Here is a 19,506-nt window from a genome sequence, read left to right on the forward strand (position 1 = left end):
AACCGCCATGATCGATGAGGCCGCACGGGATCTAAGGCGCGAGCGCCGGCGGGGGCGCACTGGCGAGGCGGGCAGCGAGTCTAGCCGGCACCCGAACTACCGGTCGCTGAAGAACCCCTTCCTGCCGCAGCCGATCTTTTCCGACGACCAGGTCGCGGCCATCCACGCTACCGCGCTGCGCGTGCTGGAGGAGCTCGGCATCAAGGTGCTGCTGCCCGAGGCCCGCGCCATCTATGCCAAGGCCGGCGCTTTGGTCGACGAAGACATCCAGATGGTCAGGATCGGCCCCGACATGGTCGAGGCAGCACTTGCCTCGGCTCCGCGCTCCATTCTGGCACTCGCCGGCGACCGCTCGCGCGATCTCACGCTCGAGCTCGGCTCGATGGCCTTCCTGGCCGGCTCCGGCGCGCCCAACGTCACCGATCTCGAGCGCGGCCGCCGGCCGGGAACGCTCGCCGCCTTCGAGGAATTCACCAAGCTGATCCAGCATTTCGACGTGCTGCACATGCTTGGGCCCTGCGTCGAGCCGCAGGATATCGACAACCGCTTCCGCCACTATGCCGTCAACCGGGCGCAACTGACGCTCTCGGACAAATTCCCCTTCATCTTCGCCCGCGGCACGCCTCAGGTCGAAGACAGCTTCGAGATGATCCGCCTTGCGCGTGGCCTATCTCAGGACGAATTCCGCGCCGGCGCCCATTGCTATACCGTCATCAACACCAACTCGCCGCGTCAGCTGGATATCCCGATGGCGCAAGGCATCATAGACTTCGCCAAGGCCGGCCAGGTCCTGGTCATCACGCCTTTCTGCCTGGCCGGCGCGATGGCGCCGATCACCGTCGCCGGCGCGCTGACCTTGCAGCATGCCGAGGCGCTGGCCGGTTTGACGCTGGCCCAGATCGTGCGGCCCGGAGCGCCGGTGGTCTATGGTTCCTTCTCCTCCAATGTCGACATGAAGTCCGGCGCGCCGGCCTTCGGCACGCCGGAACACATCAAGGCGACGCTTGGGGCTGGGCAACTCGCCCGCTACACCGGCCTGCCTTGGCGCTCCGGCGGCGGCAGCGCCGCCAACGTCTCCGATGCGCAGGCAGCGCACGAGACGCAGTTTGCACTATGGGGCTCGGTGCTGGCCGGCGCCACCGTCTGCATCCACGCTGCTGGCTGGCTGGAAGGTGGTCTCAGCGTCTCCCTGGAAAAGCTGATCACCGACATCGAGGCGCTGCAGACGGTCGCCGAACTTTGCGCCACGACGCCGGGCGACGCCGACGCCGTCGGCTTCGAGGCCATCGCCGAAGTTCAGCCCGGCGGCCATTTCTTCTCGGCCGCGCACACAATGGCGCGCTACCGCACCGCTTTCTACGAGCCGCTGGTCGCCGACTGGTCGAATTTCGGCAACTGGACGCAATCCGGTTCGAAGACGGCGACGGAGCGCGCGACCGGCATCTGGAAGCGGATACTTTCCGATTTCCAGCCGCCGGCCTTCGCTGCCGCTACCGCCGGCGTGCTCGACGAGTTCATTGCCAAGCGCACCGAGGAAGGCGGCGCAGCACCGGTCTCGTGATTTGACGAAAACGTAATAAATTCGAGACCTTCGCCCTCACGCTATAGTCAAACCGATTCGCGGTCTGGCATCCGATCGCGAGCGCGGCTACTTTGCCGAGGTTGGCCGCGGTGCGGAGACATGTGTTGGCGATGGACGGTAGATGACGGCGCCTGGCGATTTGATGCAGGCTTTATTCCTGAGGCTGAAGACCGATGCGTCGCTGTCGGCGCTGCTCGGCGGCGCCGGCCTGCTCGAGCGCGCCGACGCCAAGGCCGCCTATCCGCACGTCACCTACGGCCGCACCAGCGCCTTCGATCTCGAGACCGGAGCCGACAACGACAATGACCAGTTGATCACTTTGCACATCTGGTCGAAGGCTCAAGGAGAAGCCGAGACGCGGCTCATCATGGACAGCATCAAGGCGCGCCTCGATGGCGCGGCACTTTCCATCGGTCCGCGCGGCCAGACTTGCTTGTCGCTGGAATTCGCCGATGCGCGTTACGACGAGGACCTTGCGGTCCATCATGGATTGCTGCGTTTCCGCGCCTTGACGCAGGAAGCTATCTGAGCGGCTGCGGGTTTCAGAGCTGTGCCTGGATGGCCGCCTTGTCGATGACCGACCAGACCTCCCTTATGCGGCTGTCGTGGAATTCGTAGAAGACGTTCTCGGCGAAGCTGACGCGCTTGCCATAGACCGGCAATCCGAACAGCACACCCTTGGGGCGGCAGTCGAAATGCAGGCGCGCCGCGACGCGCGGCGGCTCCGAGATCAGAAGCTCGATGTTGAAACGAAGGTCGGGAATCGCCTCGAAATCGCCCTCCAGCATGCGGCGATAGCCCGAAAGCCCGATCGTCTCGCCATTATACTGCACCTCCTCGCCGACGAAGCGGCCGAGATTGTCCCAATCCTGGTCATTCAGGCAGGCGATGTAGCCCCGGTAAAGATCGGCAATATCCTCGCGCGTCATCGCATCCTCCATGGCCGTCCGGCGTTTCTACACCAGTTAACGCAAGGCGCGGAATCGGCGGGCCAAAAAGCGTAGCGGATCGACTGTTTTTCCGGCTATGAATTCAAAGCCGGCTTGAGGGAGCCTTGGCATCGGCGCGCGCAGGGGGTGGCGGGCATGAATATTCGATCGTTCACCGTTCATTTCACGTTCAGCCCATATGCGTTAGAACCGTGATCATGAAAAATCTTGGCTCTCACCTCCGCAAAGCAGTGCTGACGCTTGCCGCAACCAGCCTCTTTGCGTCGCAGACGACGGCAATGCCGGTCATCGACCCGTCGGTCGATCAGCCGGTGGTGCTTGCGGCCAACGACTGCTACGCCATCGGCCAGCAAGTCGCCGCGCAGAACGGCGGCACATTGGCCAAGGCCTCGCAGGCGACGCGGGGCGGCCAGCAGGTTTGCGTCATCGTGGTGCTCGTTCCCGGCAAAGATGGACAGCGTCCGCGCCGCTCGGAAATCGTCGTCCCGATGGACTGACCCTCTCGTTTCCCTGGCTGGCGGAATCGGCCTATACGTCTATTCAACAACAGGCTTCAACCCATGCGCGTGCTCGTCGTCGAGGATGACAAGGATCTCAACCGGCAACTGGCCGATGCGCTGGTCGATGCCGGCTATGTGGTCGACCGTGCCTATGACGGCGAGGAGGGGCATTTCCTGGGCGACACCGAACCTTACGATGCCGTCGTCCTCGACATCGGCCTGCCGCAGATGGATGGCATCAGTGTCGTCGAGCGCTGGCGCCGCGGCGGGCGCAAGATGCCGGTGCTGATCCTCACCGCGCGCGACCGCTGGAGCGACAAGGTGGCCGGCATCGACGCCGGCGCCGATGACTATGTGACAAAGCCTTTCCATATCGAAGAGGTGCTGGCCCGGGTGCGGGCGCTGATCCGCCGCGCGGCGGGCCATGCCTCGTCAGAGCTTACCTGCGGGCCGTTGCGGCTGGACACCAAGGCTTCCAAGGCCGACGTGAATGGCGTGCCGCTGAAGCTCACCTCGCACGAGTTTAGGCTGCTCGCCTATCTGATGCATCATATGGGCGAGGTGGTGTCGCGTACCGAACTGGTCGAGCATCTCTACGACCAGGATTTCGACCGCGATTCCAACACCATCGAGGTATTTGTCGGCAGGCTTCGCAAGAAGATGGGCATCGACATGATCGAAACCGTGCGTGGCATGGGCTATCGCATGCGTGAGCCGGAGGCGTGACGCGGAACCGCTGAAGCCAACGATGAGAACGTGGCTTTCAAGGCTGCGGCTCTGGCCGCGCTCGTTGACCTTTCGCGTCATCGCCTTTTCGACCATCTGGGCGATCCTGACGCTGGTCGTCATCTTCACCCTTATCACCACACTTTACCGCCAGGCCAGCGAACGCGGCTTCGACAGCCTGCTTTCCGCGCATCTGTTCAACCTGATCGGCTCCGTCGGCATTTCCGACAACGGCGCGCTGACCGGCTCGCCCGACCTCGGCGACTTGCGCTTTTCCGAGCCGAATTCCGGCTGGTACTGGTCGGTGGAGCCCGCCTCCGAAGGCGTGCATGGCGAAATCCATTCCTCCTCGATGACGACCTCGCTCCTGTCGCCGAGCGTCGCGGAGGTCCCGTTCAACTCGAATTTCCAGCGCAGCTACTCGATGGAAGGCATCAAGGGCGAGCAGCTTGAAGTGTTCGAGAGCGAGTTCGTTCTCGACGCCAAGAACCGCGCGGCCCGCTTCCGCGTCATGGGCAACCACAGCGAGTTGGAGCAGGAGATCGCAAGCTTCCAGCGCCGCCTGCTCACCTATCTCTCGCTGTTCGGCGTCGGCATGATCGCCATCAACGCCATCGCCATTCTCTTGGGTCTCCAGCCCTTGCGCCGGGTCCGCAATGCGCTGGCCATGGTGCGCGAAGGCACCGCACAGAAGCTCGATGGCAGCTTCCCGGCCGAGATCGAGCCGCTGGCCAATGAGACCAACGCGCTGATCGAGAACAACCGGCGTATCGTCGAGCGCTCGCGCACCCAGGTCGGCAACCTTGCCCATTCGCTGAAGACGCCTTTGGCCGTGCTGATCAATGAGGGCCGAGCCCTCGGCGGGACCAAGGGCCAGTTGATCGCCGAGCAGGTGGCCTCCATGCAGAAACAGGTCGATCACTATCTGCAGCGCGCGCGCGTCGCCGCGCAGCGCGACAGCGTCGTCTTCCGCACGCCGGTTGTGCCGCTGGTCGAGCGCATGGTGCGCGTGCTGCGCAAGCTCAACCCGCAAACGAGGCTGCAGTTGTCCCTGCCGATGGACGAGATCGTCTTTGCCGGCGAGCGCGAGGATCTCGAGGAGCTGCTCGGCAATCTGCTCGACAATGCGATGAAATGGGCAAAGACCGCCGTCGCCGTGACGGTCGCCACTATCTCGGGAAGCGGCAACCTGTTTGAAATCGTTATAGAGGATGACGGCCCGGGCATTCCCGAGGACAGCGCGCGAGAGGTATTGAAGCGTGGCAAGAGACTGGACGAGACGAAGCCGGGAACAGGGCTTGGCCTTGCCATTGTCGCCGACCTCGTCAACGAGTATGGAGGCTCGCTGGCGCTGGAACGGTCCGGCATGGGCGGCTTGCGGGTGGTGGTGAAATTGCGGAGCCTTCAGTGATGTTCCTTATCGATTTACGCGCGGCCGCCAACGGCCAAATTTCCGACAAATATCAACACTATGGCGATGAAAACCTCCTGATGGCGCGCCCCCAGTCCATCCAGTTCCATCCCGCTGAAGAGAACCGGTTGTCGGCATGAAGATTCGCGTCGCGCTCGTTTCCGCCCTGCTCGCCGTTTCCGGCTGCACGACGTTGGGCAGGGGTGGTCCGACCTCTCCTGTTACGCCTGTTTCCACGCCGCCGACCGGCGGCAAGGTCTCGACCGGCATCGTTTCGGCCATGAATGGCGGGCTTATCGGCGGATCGATCGGTTCGGGCCTCAGCGATGCCGAAAAGCGCAAGGGCCTGGAAGCGGAGTACAAGGCGCTGGAATACAACACCAGCGGCCAGAAGGTGACGTGGAAGAGCGACAACTCCTCGCATTATGGCGAGGTCGTCGCCGCCCAGCCTTACCGGGTCGGCTCCCAGGATTGCCGCCAGTACACCCACACCGTCTATACCGGCGGCGCGGGCGTCACCGCGCGCGGCACTGCCTGCCGCAACGCCGACGGCAGCTGGACGCCGCTGACCTAGAAGACAAGTCGGGCGCGCCTAATTATTCGCTCAGGTTGACCTCGATCAAGGCCGAGCGGCGCGCCCGCCGTCAAAGCGTCGCACGATGGTCGTGTTGGCAGGGCAGGGCTCTGCCGTTATTGGAATAGGCATGCTGTTCTGGGTCATAGCCGCAATCCTCACGCTGGGTGCCAGCCTGGCGGTGCTGTTGCCGCTTACCGGCGGCATGAAGGACGCGTCGCCGGCCGGCGATCACGATCTCGAAGTCTATCGCGACCAGCTTTCCGAGCTCGACCGCGACATGGCGCGCGGCCTGATCCAGCCGGGGGAGGCCGAGGAGGCGCGTGCCGAGATCGGCCGGCGCATCCTGCGTCTGGCCGCGGCTATGCAGCCGGGCGCGGCAACGCCCAAGCCTGCGCGCAGTGCCAAATGGGTCGCCAGCATGGCCGTGCTTGCCGTTCCGCTGCTGAGCTGGGGGCTTTACGGCATGCTCGGCTCTCCCGATCTGCCTTCCCAGCCACTGGCCGAACGTCTGGCCAAGAACCCGGCCGACTCCTCGGTCGACGAGCTGGTCGCCCGCGCCGAAGCCCATCTCGCCGCCAATCCGTCCGATGGCAAGGGCTGGGACGTGCTGGCGCCGATCTATCTTCGGCTGCAGCGCTTTCCCGACGCCGTGACCGCCTACCGCAACGCCATCCGCCTCGACGGCGACAGCGCCGTGCGCCAGTCGGGCCTTGGCGAGGCGATCGCCAGCGCTGCCGGTGGCATCGTTTCGGCGGACGCCCAAAATGCTTTCGAAGCGGCCCTGAAGCTCGACCCGGCCAACGCCAAGGCGAATTTCTACCTGGCGGTCGGCCTGGCACAGGAAGGCAGGAAGGCCGAGGCTGTCGCCGCCTGGCAAAAGATGCTCGGCCAGCTCGCGCCGGATTCACCTTGGCGCAGCGCCGTCCAGCAGGCGCTTGGCGAAGCGGGCGGCCCCGCTGTCGCCGATGCCACGCCAGCCAACGGCCCAGACGCGCAGCAGGTGGAAGCCGCGCAACAGATGTCGCTGCAGGACCGGCAGGCGATGATCGAGACCATGGTCGCCGGACTCGACGACAAATTGAAGCAGAACCCTCGGGACGAGGAAGGATGGATGCGGCTCATCCGTTCCTATGTCGTGCTTGGCAAGGCCGAAAAGGCGCGCGACGCGCTCGGCCGCGCTGTCGCCGCCTTTGGCGCCGACAGTGAACAGGCCAAGAAATTCACCGCCTTCGCCGCCTCGCTCGGCGTGACAGCGACGGAGTAAGGCAATGACGCGCAAGCAGAAGCGTATGTCGGTGATCCTGGCGGGGCTGGCTTTCCTCGGTGCCGCTGCGGGGCTCACCTTTTATGCGCTGGGACAGAAGGCCTCCTATTTCTACATGCCCGCCGATCTCGCCACGGCGAGCGTGCCCCCCGGCCAGCGCATCCGGCTCGGCGGTCTCGTCGAGAAGGGTACCATCGTGCGCGGACAGGGCGCCACCGTCGCCTTCTCGGTCACCGACAAGCAGAAATCGGTCAAGGTCACCTATACCGGCATCCTGCCGGACCTCTTTCGCGAAGAGCAGGGCGTCATCACCGAGGGCGCTTTCGGCCCGGATGGCGTCTTCGTCGCCGACAGCGTCTTGGCCAAGCATGACGAGCGTTACATGCCCAAGGAAGTCGCGGACCGCCTGAAGGCCAAAGGCGTTTGGCAGGAAAGCAAGACTCAATAATGGTAGAGACCGGACATTTCGCCCTCGTCCTGGCCTTCGCGCTCTCGCTGGTGCAGATGCTGGTGCCGCTGGTCGGCGCCCGCACCGGCAACCAGCGGCTGATGGCGGTCGGCGGTCCGGTCACGGTTACCGGCTTCGCCTTGACCGCGCTCTCCTTCGCGGCCCTCGCGAGCGCCTATGCCGGCTCGGACTTCTCGGTGGCGAGCGTGTGGGAGAACTCCCACTCGCTGCAGCCGATGATCTACAAGATCACCGGCACCTGGGGAAACCATGAAGGCTCGATGCTGCTCTGGGTGCTGATCCTGACCTTCTTCGGCGCGCTGGTCGCGGTTTTCGGCAACAATTTGCCGGCGACGCTCAAGGCCAATGTGCTGGCCGTGCAGGGCATGATCGGCGCCGCTTTCTTCCTGTTCATCCTGGCGACATCCAATCCGTTCATCCGCCTCAATCCGGCGCCGATCGAGGGCCGCGACCTCAACCCTATCCTGCAGGATCTCGGCCTCGCGATCCACCCGCCGATGCTTTATCTCGGCTATGTCGGCTTCTCGATCTGCTTCTCCTTCTCGGTCGCGGCGCTGATCGAGGGTCGCATCGACGCCTCCTGGGCGCGCTGGGTGCGACCCTGGACGCTGGTCGCCTGGATGTTTTTGACCGGCGGCATCGCCATGGGTTCCTACTGGGCCTATTACGAGCTCGGCTGGGGCGGCTTCTGGTTCTGGGATCCGGTCGAGAACGCCTCCTTCATGCCGTGGCTTGCCGGCACGGCGCTGCTTCATTCGGCCATCGTTATGGAGAAGCGCTCGGCGCTGAAGATCTGGACGCTGCTCCTGGCTATCCTCACATTCTCGCTGTCGCTGCTCGGCACCTTCCTGGTGCGTTCCGGGGTGCTAACCTCGGTGCACGCCTTCGCCACCGATCCGACGCGCGGCGTTTTCATCCTGTGCATCCTGACTTTGTTCATCGGCGGCTCGCTGACGTTGTTTGCGCTACGTGCCTCACAGTTGACGGCGGGCGGCCTGTTCCATCCGATCTCGCGCGAGGGCGCGCTGGTGCTGAACAACCTGTTCCTCACCACCGCCACGGCAACGGTGCTTGTCGGCACGCTCTACCCGCTGGCGCTCGAAGCGCTGACGGGCGGCAAAATCTCGGTCGGCGCACCCTTCTTCGACCTGACCTTCGGTCCGCTGATGCTGCCGCTGCTTGCCATCGTGCCGTTCGGCCCGCTGCTCGCCTGGAAGCGCGGCGACGTCATTGCCGCCTCGCAGCGGCTGATGGCGGCTTTCGCTTTGGCGATCGCCGCGATGCTGGTCACCGGCCTGTTCATCGACGGTGCCTCCGTGTTCGCCGCCCTTGGCGTCGGCCTTGCCGTCTGGCTGGTCGCCGGCGCGCTGACCGACCTTGCCGTCAAATCCGGCGCCGGCTCCGTGGCGCCGGCCGTCATGCTTCGCCGCTTAGCCGGGCTGCCGCGCTCGGTCTTCGGCACGGCGCTTGCGCATATCGGCCTCGGCCTGACCTTGCTCGGCATCGTCGGCACGCTCTGCTTCGGCACCGAGAAAATCCTCACCCTGCGTCCCGGCGAAACCGTGGAGCTCTCCGGCCACACGCTTCGCTTCGAGGGACTCACCCCACAGAAGGGGCCGAACTTCACCGAGGATCGCGGCCGCTTCCTGCTGATGGGCGCCGGCGGTAATCCCGATGGCGAGATTACCTCGGCCAAACGTTTCTATCCGGTGCGCCAGACGGTGACGACGGAGTCCGGCATCAGGACGCTTGGCTTGAGCCAGCTCTATCTGTCGCTCGGTGACGAGAACAAGGACGGCTCCGTCGTCGTGCGGCTCTGGTGGAAGCCGCTGGTGACGCTGATTTGGGGCGGCGGTCTGGTGATGATGGCGGGCGCCGCCATGTCGCTGCTCGATCGCCGCCTGCGCGTCGGCGCGCCGGCAAAGCGGCGCAAGCCGGCGGCGGCCTTGGCGAACCCGACATGAGGTCGAGATTTTCACTCGCCTCGCTGGTCCTGCTGCTGGCGCTGTCCTTCGCCGGCACGGCACAGGCGGTGAAGCCTGATGAAGTGCTGCAGGACCCCGCGTTGGAGGCGAGGGCGCGCGCGCTTTCGGAAGGCCTGCGCTGCATGGTCTGCCAGAACCAGTCGATTGACGAATCCGACGCCGATCTCGCCCGCGACCTGCGCATCCTCGTGCGCCAGCGGCTGGTGGCCGGCGACACCGACCAGCAGGTGATGGACTATATCGTCTCGCGCTATGGCGAGTTCGTCCTGCTCAAGCCGCGCTTCAGCCTGCGCAACGCGCTTTTGTGGGGCACGCCTGTGCTTCTGCTTCTGGCCGGCGGCCTCTTCATCGTGCTCAGCGCCCGCACGCGCCGCCCGGCATCGACCACGCTTTCGGCCGACGAGCAGGCGGCACTGGACAAGATGCTGCGCGACTGAACGCCATCGCGGACCGTGGTGAATGGCTTCGACCGCTTCCGTGGTCGTCATTTTATGGACTGCGCATGTCGCTTCGCTCCTGCTTGGCCCAGGAAGGACGAACCCGGCCAACATTACAAAACTTTCATGTACCGGAAATGGCGCCGTAATGTGCGGCTCTCTAATCCTTTTGCCCGAGGATGCTTCGCCTGAGCGCATCCCTTCGAAAGAGGAAACGAGACCCCATGAATATTGCCCCCAATTCATATTTCCGCACCCGAAAGCGCCTGATGGCCGCCGTCGCTTCCCTGGCCGTCGTCGGCACGGTCGGCGCGGGCATGCTTGCAACCGGCACCGCCCCCGTGCTGGCCGATGCCGTGCGCGTCGAAGCCCCGCAGATGCCGAGTTTCGCCGATGTCGTCGAGCACGTCTCGCCGGCGGTCGTCAGCGTCAAGGTCAAGGCCAAGATCCAGCCGACGGCCGATGACGGCTCCGACGATCAGAATGGCTTCGACAATCTGCCCGACAATCCGCAGCTGCGCCGCTTCTTCAAGGAGTTCCGCGGCTTCGGTGACCAGGGCGGCCAGTTCGGCATGCGCCGCTTCAACCACCGCAACCACGGCAATGGTGAGCCGCGTCCGATCGCTCAAGGGTCGGGGTTCTTCATCTCCGAGGATGGCTATCTCGTCACCAACAACCATGTTGTTTCGGAAGGCTCGGACTTCAGTGTCGTCACCAATGACGGCAAGGAACTCGACGCCAAGCTGATCGGCACGGATCCGCGCACCGATCTTGCCGTGCTGAAGGTTGATGGCGGCGGCAACAAGTTCACCTATGTCGACTTCGCCGACGATTCCAAGGTCCGCATCGGCGACTGGGTGGTTGCCGTCGGCAATCCCTTCGGCCTTGGCGGCACCGTCACCGCAGGCATCGTCTCGGCCCGCGGCCGTGACATCGGCGCCGGTCCCTATGACGACTTCATTCAGATCGACGCTTCGGTCAACCGCGGCAATTCGGGCGGTCCGACCTTCAACCTCAACGGCCAGGTGATCGGCATCAACACCGCCATCTTCTCGCCGTCGGGCGGCAGCGTCGGCATCGCCTTCGACATCCCGGCCTCGACGGCCAAGCAGGTCGTCGAGGACCTGATGAAGAACGGCTCGGTCCAGCGCGGCTGGCTCGGCGTCGAGATCCAGCCGGTCACCAAGGACATCGCCGAGTCGCTCGGCCTGAAGTCCGACAAGGGCGCGCTGGTGTCGAGCGCCCAGGATGGCGGGCCGGGCAAGAAGGCAGGCATTGTCGCCGGTGACGTCATCACCCAGGTCGACGGCAAGGATGTCGCCTCGCCGAAGGAGCTCGCCCGCATGATCGGTGCGTTCGCGCCGGGCAAATCGGTCGACGTCACGGTCTGGCGCAACGGCAAGGACGAGACGGTCAAGGTCGATCTCGGTACGCTGCCCGCGAGCGACAAGCAGGCCTCGAACGACGACAACAGCAAGCAGTCGGCGCCCGCAGCCAAGCCCGACACGCTTGCCGATCTCGGCCTGACTGTCACCAAGGCCGAAAACGGCAAGGGCCTCGTGGTCACCGACGTCGATCCCGACAGCGACGCGGCCGACCGCGGCATCCAGCCCGGCGATGTCATCACCTCGATCAATTCGAACGAGGTGAACACAACCGACGACGTCTCCAAGGCGATGACCGATGCCGCCAAGGCCGGCCGCAAGGCGGTGCTGATGCAGATCACCCGCGACGATAGCAACCGCTTCGTCGCGCTGCCGGTCGGCAAGGGCTGAGGTACCGCGCATGACCCCGAAAACCTCATGGGTTTTCGGAAAGGATCATGCGCCACTAGAAGACGTTCAGATTTTCCCTGCGGCGGTATCAACACCCCCGAGCCGCCGCCGGGAAAACATGGGGCCGAGCACGTAAGTCAGTCACCGTGTTTCGCTCCTGGCGGCAGCGGGTTTCCCATCACCCGCTGCCGCTTTATCGCATGTCGCCCAAAAGTGGTCGCCGGTTTTGGGAAGAAGACATGCGACTAATGAATGCAAGGCCAGAAGAAATGACTGCCCCTCAAACTTCCAGTGAAATCGCGTATAACGGCTCCATGAAGATTCTCGTCATGGAAGACGATCGCGAGGCGGCGGACTACTTGCAGAAAGCCTTTGCCGAAGCGGGCCACACAGCCCATGTCGCCGGCGACGGCGAGACCGGCTTCGCACTCGCGGATTCCGGCGACTATGACGTGATGGTGGTCGACCGCCTGATGCCGCGCCGCGACGGCCTGTCGGTGATCGCCGCCCTTCGTTCGCGCGGCAACACCACGCCGGTGCTGATCCTTTCGGCGCTGGGCGAGGTCGACGACCGCGTCACGGGCCTGCGCGCCGGCGGCGACGACTATCTCACCAAGCCCTATGCCTTTTCCGAATTGCTTGCCCGCGTCGAGGTGCTGAACCGCCGCGCCAGCGCGCGCGAATCCGAGACCGTCTACCGCGTCGGCGATCTCGAGCTCGACCGGCTGTCGCATTCGGTCAAGCGCGCCGGACGGGAGATCACGCTGCAGCCGCGCGAGTTCCGCCTGCTCGAATATTTGATGCGCCATGCCGGCCAGGTGGTGACGCGCACCATGCTTCTGGAAAATGTCTGGGACTATCATTTCGATCCGCAGACCAATGTCATCGACGTCCACGTCTCGCGCCTGCGCGGCAAGATCGAAAAAGGCTTCGACAAGCAGATCCTGCACACGATCCGCGGCGCCGGCTACATGCTGAAGGGCGGCTAGAACCCGCTATGGCTCTATCCCTGCCGGCCATCATGAAGACGACCGCGGCCCGGCTCTCGGCGCTTTATCTTCTGCTTTTCGCGCTCTGCGCGGTGCTGCTCGTCCTCTATATGACGTCGCTGTCGGCGCGCATGCTGACAGCGCAGACACAGGAGACCATCAACGACGAGGTGCTGGGCCTGGCCCGCGCCTATCAGCGCGGCGGCCTGCCGGTGCTGGTGCGCGTGGTCGAAGCCCGTTCGCGCCAGCCCGGCGCCAATCTCTATCTGATCGCGGATGCCAACGGCCAGATCCTGACCGGCAATGTGCAGAGCCTGGAGCCGGGGGTGATAGAGACCGAGGGCTGGACGACGGAGCCCTTTTCCTACCAGCGCTTCGGCGAGGGTGAGCTCGACCGGCTGCGCAATGGTGCTACCGACCAGCCCGCACCCCAGACCGGCGACAACGGCAACGCTCCCCAGTCGACAGGGGAAAAGGGCCACAACGCCATCGCGCTGGTGCTGAGGCTGCCCAACCAGATGATCATGCTGGTCGGCCGCGACCTCGGCGAGCCCGAGCGCTTCCGTGCCGTCATCAGCCGCGCGCTGACCCTGGCGCTGGGCATGATGGGGCTTGGCGGCATCCTGATCTGGTTCTTTGTCGGCCGCTCCGCGCTGAAGCGCATCGACAGCGTCTCGGACGCAAGCCGCCGCATCATGGGCGGCGATCTCAGCGGACGGTTGCCAGTCACCGGCGCCGGCGACGAATTCGACCGCCTGTCGGAAAACCTCAATTCGATGCTGGCCAGGATCGCCATGCTGAACGAGGGGCTGAAGCAGGTCTCCGACAACATCGCCCATGATCTGAAGACGCCGCTGACCAGGTTGCGCAACCGCGCCGAGGCGACGCTCGCCGGCAGGCACAAGACGGAGGACTACCGTCAGGCGCTGGAAGGCACGATCGCGGAATCCGACCAGCTCATCAAGACGTTCAACGCCATCCTGATGATCTCGCGTCTTGAGGCCGGCTATTCCTCGGAACAGACCGGCCCCGTCGATCTCGCCGCCACGGTGAGCGATGTCGTCGAGCTCTACGAGCCGGTGGCGGAGGAAGCGGGCGTCGCGCTGGAGACGACCGCGCCCGAGGCCCTGACGATCAACGGCAACCGCGAGCTGATCGGCCAGGCGCTGTCCAACATCGTCGACAACGCCATCAAATACTCGACCGGCGCTGTCGAAGCGCCGAAGGTGCGGGTAGCGCTGGAGCGCGCCGGAAGCGAGATCAAGCTCACAGTCACCGACAATGGCCACGGCATCCCCGACGACGCCGACCGCGCCCGCGCCACCGAGCGCTTCGTGCGCCTGGAAAAGAGCCGCTCGCAACCAGGCTCGGGCCTCGGCCTCAGCCTAGCCAAGGCAATCATGACTTTTCACAACGGAAGGCTTGATCTTTTACCTGCCGATCCCGGATTGTCCGTGGTCATGAGTTTCCCGTTGCGGGAGACACATTGATGGCACGGATAGATGGCGAACAAGAAAATCGAATCCGAGTTCCGGCTTAGCCCGACACTGGCGCTCCGCCCTCTGGATGCGGAGCATGCCCGGCGTGAGCTGTCGGAAATCGCCGATGCCGCCGAGGAGGAAGGGCTTTCCCGCCTCGCCGCGCTCCTTGCGGGCGAAGGGCAGCTGCAGGCCCTGCTGGCGGCCGTTTTCGACCTCTCGCCCTTCCTGCGCGATGTGGCGCGCCGCCGGCCGGCAATTCTCGACACGCTGTTCGACCGGACGATCGAAGCGCGGCTCAATGCCATCGGCCAGGCGATTGCCGGCGCGGCCGGGGCGGATGAAGCCTCGGAATCGAGCCTGATGATGGCGCTCAGGCAATGGAAGACCGAAGCGCATTTCCTGATCGCGCTCGCCGATCTTTCAGGCGAGGCTGAGACCTGGGTGACCGTGCGCCGCCTCAGCGATCTCGCGGATGCCTGCACATGCGCCGCCGTCGATTTCCTGCTGCTCGACGCGCACCGGCAAGGCAAGCTCAAGCTGCCGAATCCGGCGAAACCTGCCAGGGATTCGGGCTGGATCCTGCTCGGCATGGGCAAGCTCGGCGCGCATGAGCTGAATTTTTCCTCCGATATCGACCTCGTCGTCTTCTTCGATCCGGAGGCGCCGGCCATCACCGACCCGCTCGATGCGACCGAGCTGTTCTCCAGGCTCACCCGTCGGCTCGTGCGCGTCCTGCAGGACCGCACCGAGCACGGCTATGTCTTCCGCACCGATCTGAGGCTCCGGCCGGATCCCGGCTCGACGCCGCTGGCGATCCCGATCGAGGCGGCGCTTCGTTATTACGAGGCGCGCGGCCAGAACTGGGAGCGGGCGGCCATGATCAAGGCGCGGCCGGTTGCCGGCGACCTCGCCGCCGGTGCCGCCTTTCTCAAGGAATTGCAGCCCTATGTCTGGCGCAAATACATGGACTATGCCGCGATCGCCGACGTCCATTCAATCAAGCGCCAGATCCATGCCCACAAGGGCCATGGCGAGATCGCCGTGAAGGGCCATAACGTCAAGCTCGGCCGCGGCGGCATTCGCGAGATCGAATTCTTCGTCCAGACCCAGCAGCTCATCGCCGGCGGCCGCTTCCCGGAACTGCGCGGGCGCGAGACGGTGCCGATGCTCGCAGCGATCGCCGCGCGTGGCTGGATCACCGCCGACGCGCGCGATTCGCTCACCCGCCAATACTGGTTCCTGCGCCGCGTCGAGCACGCCATCCAGATGGTGGCGGACGAACAGACGCATGTTCTGCCTGATGAAGACGAGGAGCTGAAACGCATCGCGCTGATGCTGGGGTTGGCCGGCGAGGCGGAATTCACGCAGGCCTTCCGCGCTTCGCTGCAGCAGGTCGAGCGCCACTATGCGGCGCTGTTCGAGACCGCTCCCGAGCTCTCGGCCGGCGTCGGCAATCTGGTCTTCACCGGCGATGTAGACGATCCCGACACGCTGCAGACGCTGCATCGCCTGGGCTTCCAGCGGCCGAGCGACATCTGCCGCGTCATCCGCGGCTGGCATTTCGGCCGGTATCGCGTCACGCAGTCGGCCGAAGCGCGCGAGCGGCTGACGGAATTGACGCCGGCGCTGCTCAAAGCCTTCGGCCAGACGCGGCGCGCCGACGAGGCTCTGATGCGCTTCGACGAGTTCCTCGCCGGCCTGCCGGCGGGCATTCAGCTCTTCTCGCTTTTGCAATCCAACCCGGCGCTGCTCAAGCTGATGGCGACGATCATGGGCGCGGCCCCCCGGCTCGCGGCCATCATCACACGCCGCCCGCATGTCTTCGACGGCCTGCTCGATCCGGCATTGCTCACCGAATTGCCTGACCGCGCCTATCTCTCGGCCCGCCTTGCCGCTTTCCTCGAGGGCGACCGCGCCTACGAGGATGTGCTGGATCGCCTTCGCATCTTCGCCTCCGAGCAGAAATTCCTGATCGGCGTGCGCCTGCTTGCCGGCTCTATCGATCCGGCGCGGGCGGGGCGCGCCTTCTCCGATCTGGCCGACCTCACAATCGAGGCGGCGCTCAACGCCGTGATCGCCGAATTCGCGCTGCGCCATGGCAGTATTGCCGGCGGCAGGGTGGCGCTCCTCGGCATGGGCAAGCTCGGCAGCCGGGAGCTCACCGCCGGCTCGGATGTCGATCTCATCCTGCTCTACGATCATTCAGATGCCGAGGATTCCGACGGCGAGAAGCCCCTGGCACCTTCGCACTACTATACCCGCATGACGCAGCGCCTGATCGCGGCCGTCTCGGCGCCGACGGCCGAAGGCGTGCTCTACGAGCTGGACCTGCGCCTGCGCCCGTCCGGCAACAAAGGCCCGGTCGCCACCCATATCGACGCGTTCAAGAAATATCAGCGCCAGGACGCCTGGACGTGGGAACATATGGCGCTGGCACGGGCCCGCGCCATCGGCGGCGATGCCGAACTCTGCGCCGAGCTCGATAGGGAAGTGGCGGCGGTGCTGGCGCAGCCGCGCGATGCCGCTAAGGTGAAAGCCGAAGCCTCGGACATGCGGGCGCTGATCGAAAAGGAGAAGCAGCCGCGCGACCTCTGGGACATCAAACTGATCCCGGGAGGGCTCATCGATCTCGAATTCATCGCCCAGGTCGCAGCCATCACCGGCAATGTCGAGCCCGGCCGCCGGGTGACGGCGACCGCCGACATTCTGGCGCGGCTAGCTCCCAGGTTCGCGGGCGGCGATGTCCGCGATGAGCTTAGCGAAGCGTATAGGCTCTATCTGGCGCTGACACAGATGATCAGGCTTTGCCTCACTGGCGAGTTCCAGCGCGACGATATCCCGCCAGGCCTTTCGGACCTGCTTCTTGCTGTCACCGACCTGCCGGATTTCGGTGTGTTGGAGGCGCATCTCAAGGAGACGTCGCGGAAGGTTCGGAAGGACTTTGAGCTCCTGCTTCGCGCGGGCGCGGCCCTACGAAAGTAACCGGTGTTGGTGCCGTCCGTCAGGCTGCCGCTTTCACCGCCGGCGGCGCCTTTTTCAGTGGGATGCGCACCGACACGATGGTGCCGACGCCTTCGGTCGAGCGGATTTTCAGCGCGCCGCCCTGCAATTCGGCCAGCGAGCGCGAGATGGCAAGCCCGAGGCCCGAGCCGGTGTGGTTCTTGGAGAACTGGTTCTGCACCTGCTCGAAGGGTCGGCCGAGCTTGCTCAACGCCTGCTTGGGGATGCCGCAGCCATTGTCCTCGATGGTGAGCAGCAGCGCGCCTGAGGTGTTGCGCGCCCGGACCGTGATCTTGCCCCCCTGTCCGGTGAACTTCACCGCGTTGGAAAGAAGATTGATGGCGATTTGCTTGATGGCGCGGCGGTCGGCGTAGACTCGCATCGCGTCGGCGATGCGCGTCTCGACATTGATCGACTTTTCCGCCGCCTGCAGCGAGATCACCCGCACCGTCTCCTTGATCAGCGGGCAAAGGTCGATCTCCTCGCGGTCGAGCGAGAACTGACCGGCTTCGATCTTCGACATGTCTAGTATGTCGTTGATCACGCCGAGCAGATATTTGCCGCTGCCGTTGATGTCGCTGGCATATTCCTCGTAGCGCTCCGAACCGAGCGGCCCGAACAGACCCTGCTGCATCAATTCGGAGAAGCCGATGATGGCGTTGAGCGGCGTGCGCAGCTCGTGCGACATATTGGCGAGGAATTCGGACTTTGCCCGATTGGCCGCCTCGGCGCGCTCGGTTTCCTTCATGTATTTGCGGTTGAGCTCGACCAGTTCGCTGGCGCGTTCTTCCTCGGCGCGGCGGGCGAGGCTGAGGTCGTGAATCGTCGCCATCAGCCGGCGCTCGCTGTCGACCAGCTTCTCCTGATGCAGCTTGATCTGGGTGATGTCGGAGCCGACTGAGACGATGCCGCCGTCGCGGGTCCTGAGCTCGTTGACCTGCAGCCAGCGGCCGTCCGCGAGCTGGCGTTCGAAGCTGACGCCGCCCTGCGGCCCGTTGGCGTTGGCGAGCCTGCGCTCCGAGGCGAAGGCCAGCATCCGCTCCTCCACCGTGTCGCGGAGAATGCCGGGCACGACGTCGCGGTCCGACAGCCCGTTGTCCTTCTGGAACTTCGAATTGCACATGATCAGCCGCTCGGCGGCATCCCACAGCACGAAGGATTCATTGATGTTCTCGATCGCGGTCCTGAGCCGCATGTCCGCCGCTTCCGAACGCAGCGCCAGGTGCCGCTGCTCGGTAACGTCGACGGCAATCCCAATCAGCTGGATTTCAGGCGCCTCCGGATCGATCACCTGGGCGCGGGCCCGCATCCACACCCACTGTCCGTCGGCATGGCGCATGCGGAAGACCTGGTCGATATGATCGATCTCGCGCTCGACGATGCGGTTGGCGAGCTCGAACAGGTCGCCGTCGTCCGGGTGGATGATCTCGTCGACCTCGCCGAAGGAAAGCATCGTATCACAGGGCTCATAGCCTAGCATGTCGTACATCGAGCGCGACCAGTACATCTTGCCGCGCACCATGTCCCAGTCCCACAGCCCGCAGCGGCCGCGAACCAGCGCCATGTCGATGCGCTGATGCGCCTCCAGATAGATGCGGTCCGCGGCCTGGGCGCGCGCCGCCTGGCCGAAATAGGCGTAGAGGATGACGATCAGCACGCCCGCCGTCAGCACGAAGAGCGTGACGTTGAGCGACATCGACTTGCGCCAGCTTTCGAACACCGCTTCCTGGGGCACCAGCACGGCGGCCGCGTGTTTGCGATCGCGGCCGAGGCTGACGGCGGCAAACCAGTCCTGTCCGGCGATCGAGACATCCATGACGCCAGCGCGGTCGCCGAACATGAACAGCGGCTGGCCGCCCAGGATCAGACTGTCCAGCGTGCGGCCCTGCCAGCCCGTCGACAGCGGCGAGACGGCGATGACCTTGAAGTTGGCGTCGGTGATGGCGAGCACATGGGCGCGGCTCATCGCGCCCTGGCGACTGGTGCTTTCGAGGAGGCTTATGGCGTTGGCGCCCGCAGCGCTGGGGTCGGCGGTGATGGCCTGCGCCATCTGGCCCGCGCCCAGCGCCAGCACGGCCTTGGCGTCGCGCTCGATCTCGTCATGCTCGTTCATCAGCGACAGGAAACGCAGCGCGGCGATGACGATCAGGAAGATGATGATCAGAGCCGGGATCGAACGGCGAAGAAAGGGCTCGGCAGCTAAGAGCCGCTGATAGGCAGGTTCGGCGATCAGGCGTGTATTGCCGGCAAGTCCATCGTTCCTTGCCTTGCGACGCGCAAAAGCCTTCCCTCCGGGCGCGCCCCACGCGTCCGCCTTGGCCATAAATGGCACTCCCCGATCTGCCGTATACTGGATGACC

General features: G+C 64.8%; 17 protein-coding genes. 15 read left to right on the forward strand and 2 right to left on the reverse strand.

The features are described from left to right. The first annotated feature begins 7 nt into the window (after positions 1-7). Together ACVMIM_RS15085 and ACVMIM_RS15090 are read left to right on the forward strand one after the other, a co-directional pair. Entirely contained in the window at positions 8-1,561 is a 1,554-nt protein-coding gene (locus ACVMIM_RS15085) for a trimethylamine methyltransferase family protein (RefSeq protein ID WP_476112880.1), read from the forward strand. A gap of 163 nt (positions 1,562-1,724) precedes the next feature. Next, on the forward strand, positions 1,725-2,111 hold the full coding sequence (locus tag ACVMIM_RS15090; RefSeq protein ID WP_476112882.1) for a DUF3168 domain-containing protein: 387 nt from the start codon (positions 1,725-1,727) through the stop codon (positions 2,109-2,111). A gap of 13 nt (positions 2,112-2,124) precedes the next feature. Here the strand turns inward: ACVMIM_RS15090 and ACVMIM_RS15095 are convergent, their stop codons facing one another. Continuing rightward, a complete protein-coding gene (locus ACVMIM_RS15095) occupies positions 2,125-2,511 on the reverse strand; it encodes an ester cyclase (protein ID WP_476112884.1) in 387 nt (128 codons plus the stop codon). A gap of 218 nt (positions 2,512-2,729) precedes the next feature. On the opposite strand from ACVMIM_RS15095, the gene ACVMIM_RS15100 reads away from it, so the two are divergent. From ACVMIM_RS15100 to ACVMIM_RS15160, 13 genes are all read left to right on the forward strand, one after another. Continuing rightward, positions 2,730-3,029, forward strand: a complete 300-nt coding sequence (locus ACVMIM_RS15100) for a hypothetical protein (protein WP_041002190.1) — start codon at positions 2,730-2,732, stop codon at positions 3,027-3,029. 63 nt (positions 3,030-3,092) lie between these two features. Next, positions 3,093-3,758: a response regulator transcription factor gene (locus tag ACVMIM_RS15105; protein WP_041002188.1), complete on the forward strand. Its 666-nt coding sequence runs from the start codon at positions 3,093-3,095 to the stop codon at positions 3,756-3,758. 22 nt (positions 3,759-3,780) lie between these two features. Further along, on the forward strand, positions 3,781-5,169 hold the full coding sequence (locus ACVMIM_RS15110; protein WP_476112885.1) for an ATP-binding protein: 1,389 nt from the start codon (positions 3,781-3,783) through the stop codon (positions 5,167-5,169). Continuing rightward, entirely contained in the window at positions 5,169-5,309 is a 141-nt protein-coding gene (locus ACVMIM_RS15115; RefSeq protein ID WP_476112886.1) for a hypothetical protein, read from the forward strand. Before ACVMIM_RS15110 ends, ACVMIM_RS15115 begins: the two co-directional genes overlap by 1 nt. Further along, positions 5,306-5,743: a hypothetical protein gene (locus ACVMIM_RS15120; protein WP_476112888.1), complete on the forward strand. Its 438-nt coding sequence runs from the start codon at positions 5,306-5,308 to the stop codon at positions 5,741-5,743. Before ACVMIM_RS15115 ends, ACVMIM_RS15120 begins: the two co-directional genes overlap by 4 nt. Before the next feature lie 130 nt (positions 5,744-5,873). Continuing rightward, positions 5,874-7,010 carry a c-type cytochrome biogenesis protein CcmI gene (gene ccmI, locus ACVMIM_RS15125; RefSeq protein ID WP_476112890.1) on the forward strand — a complete coding sequence of 379 codons (1,137 nt, stop codon included), beginning with the start codon at positions 5,874-5,876 and terminating at the stop codon, positions 7,008-7,010. A gap of 4 nt (positions 7,011-7,014) precedes the next feature. Continuing rightward, complete coding sequence (gene ccmE, locus ACVMIM_RS15130) at positions 7,015-7,458, forward strand: cytochrome c maturation protein CcmE (RefSeq protein ID WP_476112891.1); 444 nt, start codon at positions 7,015-7,017, stop codon at positions 7,456-7,458. Beyond that, positions 7,458-9,443 carry a heme lyase CcmF/NrfE family subunit gene (locus tag ACVMIM_RS15135; protein WP_476112893.1) on the forward strand — a complete coding sequence of 662 codons (1,986 nt, stop codon included), beginning with the start codon at positions 7,458-7,460 and terminating at the stop codon, positions 9,441-9,443. The genes ccmE and ACVMIM_RS15135 overlap by 1 nt, the downstream gene beginning before the upstream one ends. Beyond that, positions 9,440-9,901 (forward strand): cytochrome c-type biogenesis protein, encoded by a 462-nt coding sequence (locus ACVMIM_RS15140; RefSeq protein WP_278049575.1) that lies wholly within the window; start codon positions 9,440-9,442, stop codon positions 9,899-9,901. The genes ACVMIM_RS15135 and ACVMIM_RS15140 overlap by 4 nt, the downstream gene beginning before the upstream one ends. A 224-nt stretch (positions 9,902-10,125) precedes the next feature. Further along, positions 10,126-11,676: a Do family serine endopeptidase gene (locus ACVMIM_RS15145; RefSeq protein WP_476112895.1), complete on the forward strand. Its 1,551-nt coding sequence runs from the start codon at positions 10,126-10,128 to the stop codon at positions 11,674-11,676. Positions 11,677-11,990: 314 nt separating this feature from the next. Beyond that, positions 11,991-12,665, forward strand: a complete 675-nt coding sequence (locus ACVMIM_RS15150) for a response regulator transcription factor (protein WP_476112897.1) — start codon at positions 11,991-11,993, stop codon at positions 12,663-12,665. 8 nt (positions 12,666-12,673) lie between these two features. After that, a complete protein-coding gene (locus ACVMIM_RS15155; RefSeq protein ID WP_476112899.1) occupies positions 12,674-14,155 on the forward strand; it encodes a sensor histidine kinase in 1,482 nt (493 codons plus the stop codon). Positions 14,156-14,167: 12 nt separating this feature from the next. After that, positions 14,168-17,128 carry a bifunctional [glutamine synthetase] adenylyltransferase/[glutamine synthetase]-adenylyl-L-tyrosine phosphorylase gene (locus ACVMIM_RS15160; protein ID WP_476112901.1) on the forward strand — a complete coding sequence of 987 codons (2,961 nt, stop codon included), beginning with the start codon at positions 14,168-14,170 and terminating at the stop codon, positions 17,126-17,128. 19 nt (positions 17,129-17,147) lie between these two features. Here the strand turns inward: ACVMIM_RS15160 and ACVMIM_RS15165 are convergent, their stop codons facing one another. Further along, entirely contained in the window at positions 17,148-19,469 is a 2,322-nt protein-coding gene (locus tag ACVMIM_RS15165) for a PAS domain-containing sensor histidine kinase (protein ID WP_041002166.1), read from the reverse strand. Positions 19,470-19,506 lie beyond the last annotated feature (37 nt).

It is taken from the genome of Mesorhizobium sp. USDA 4413, from assembly GCF_056280365.1.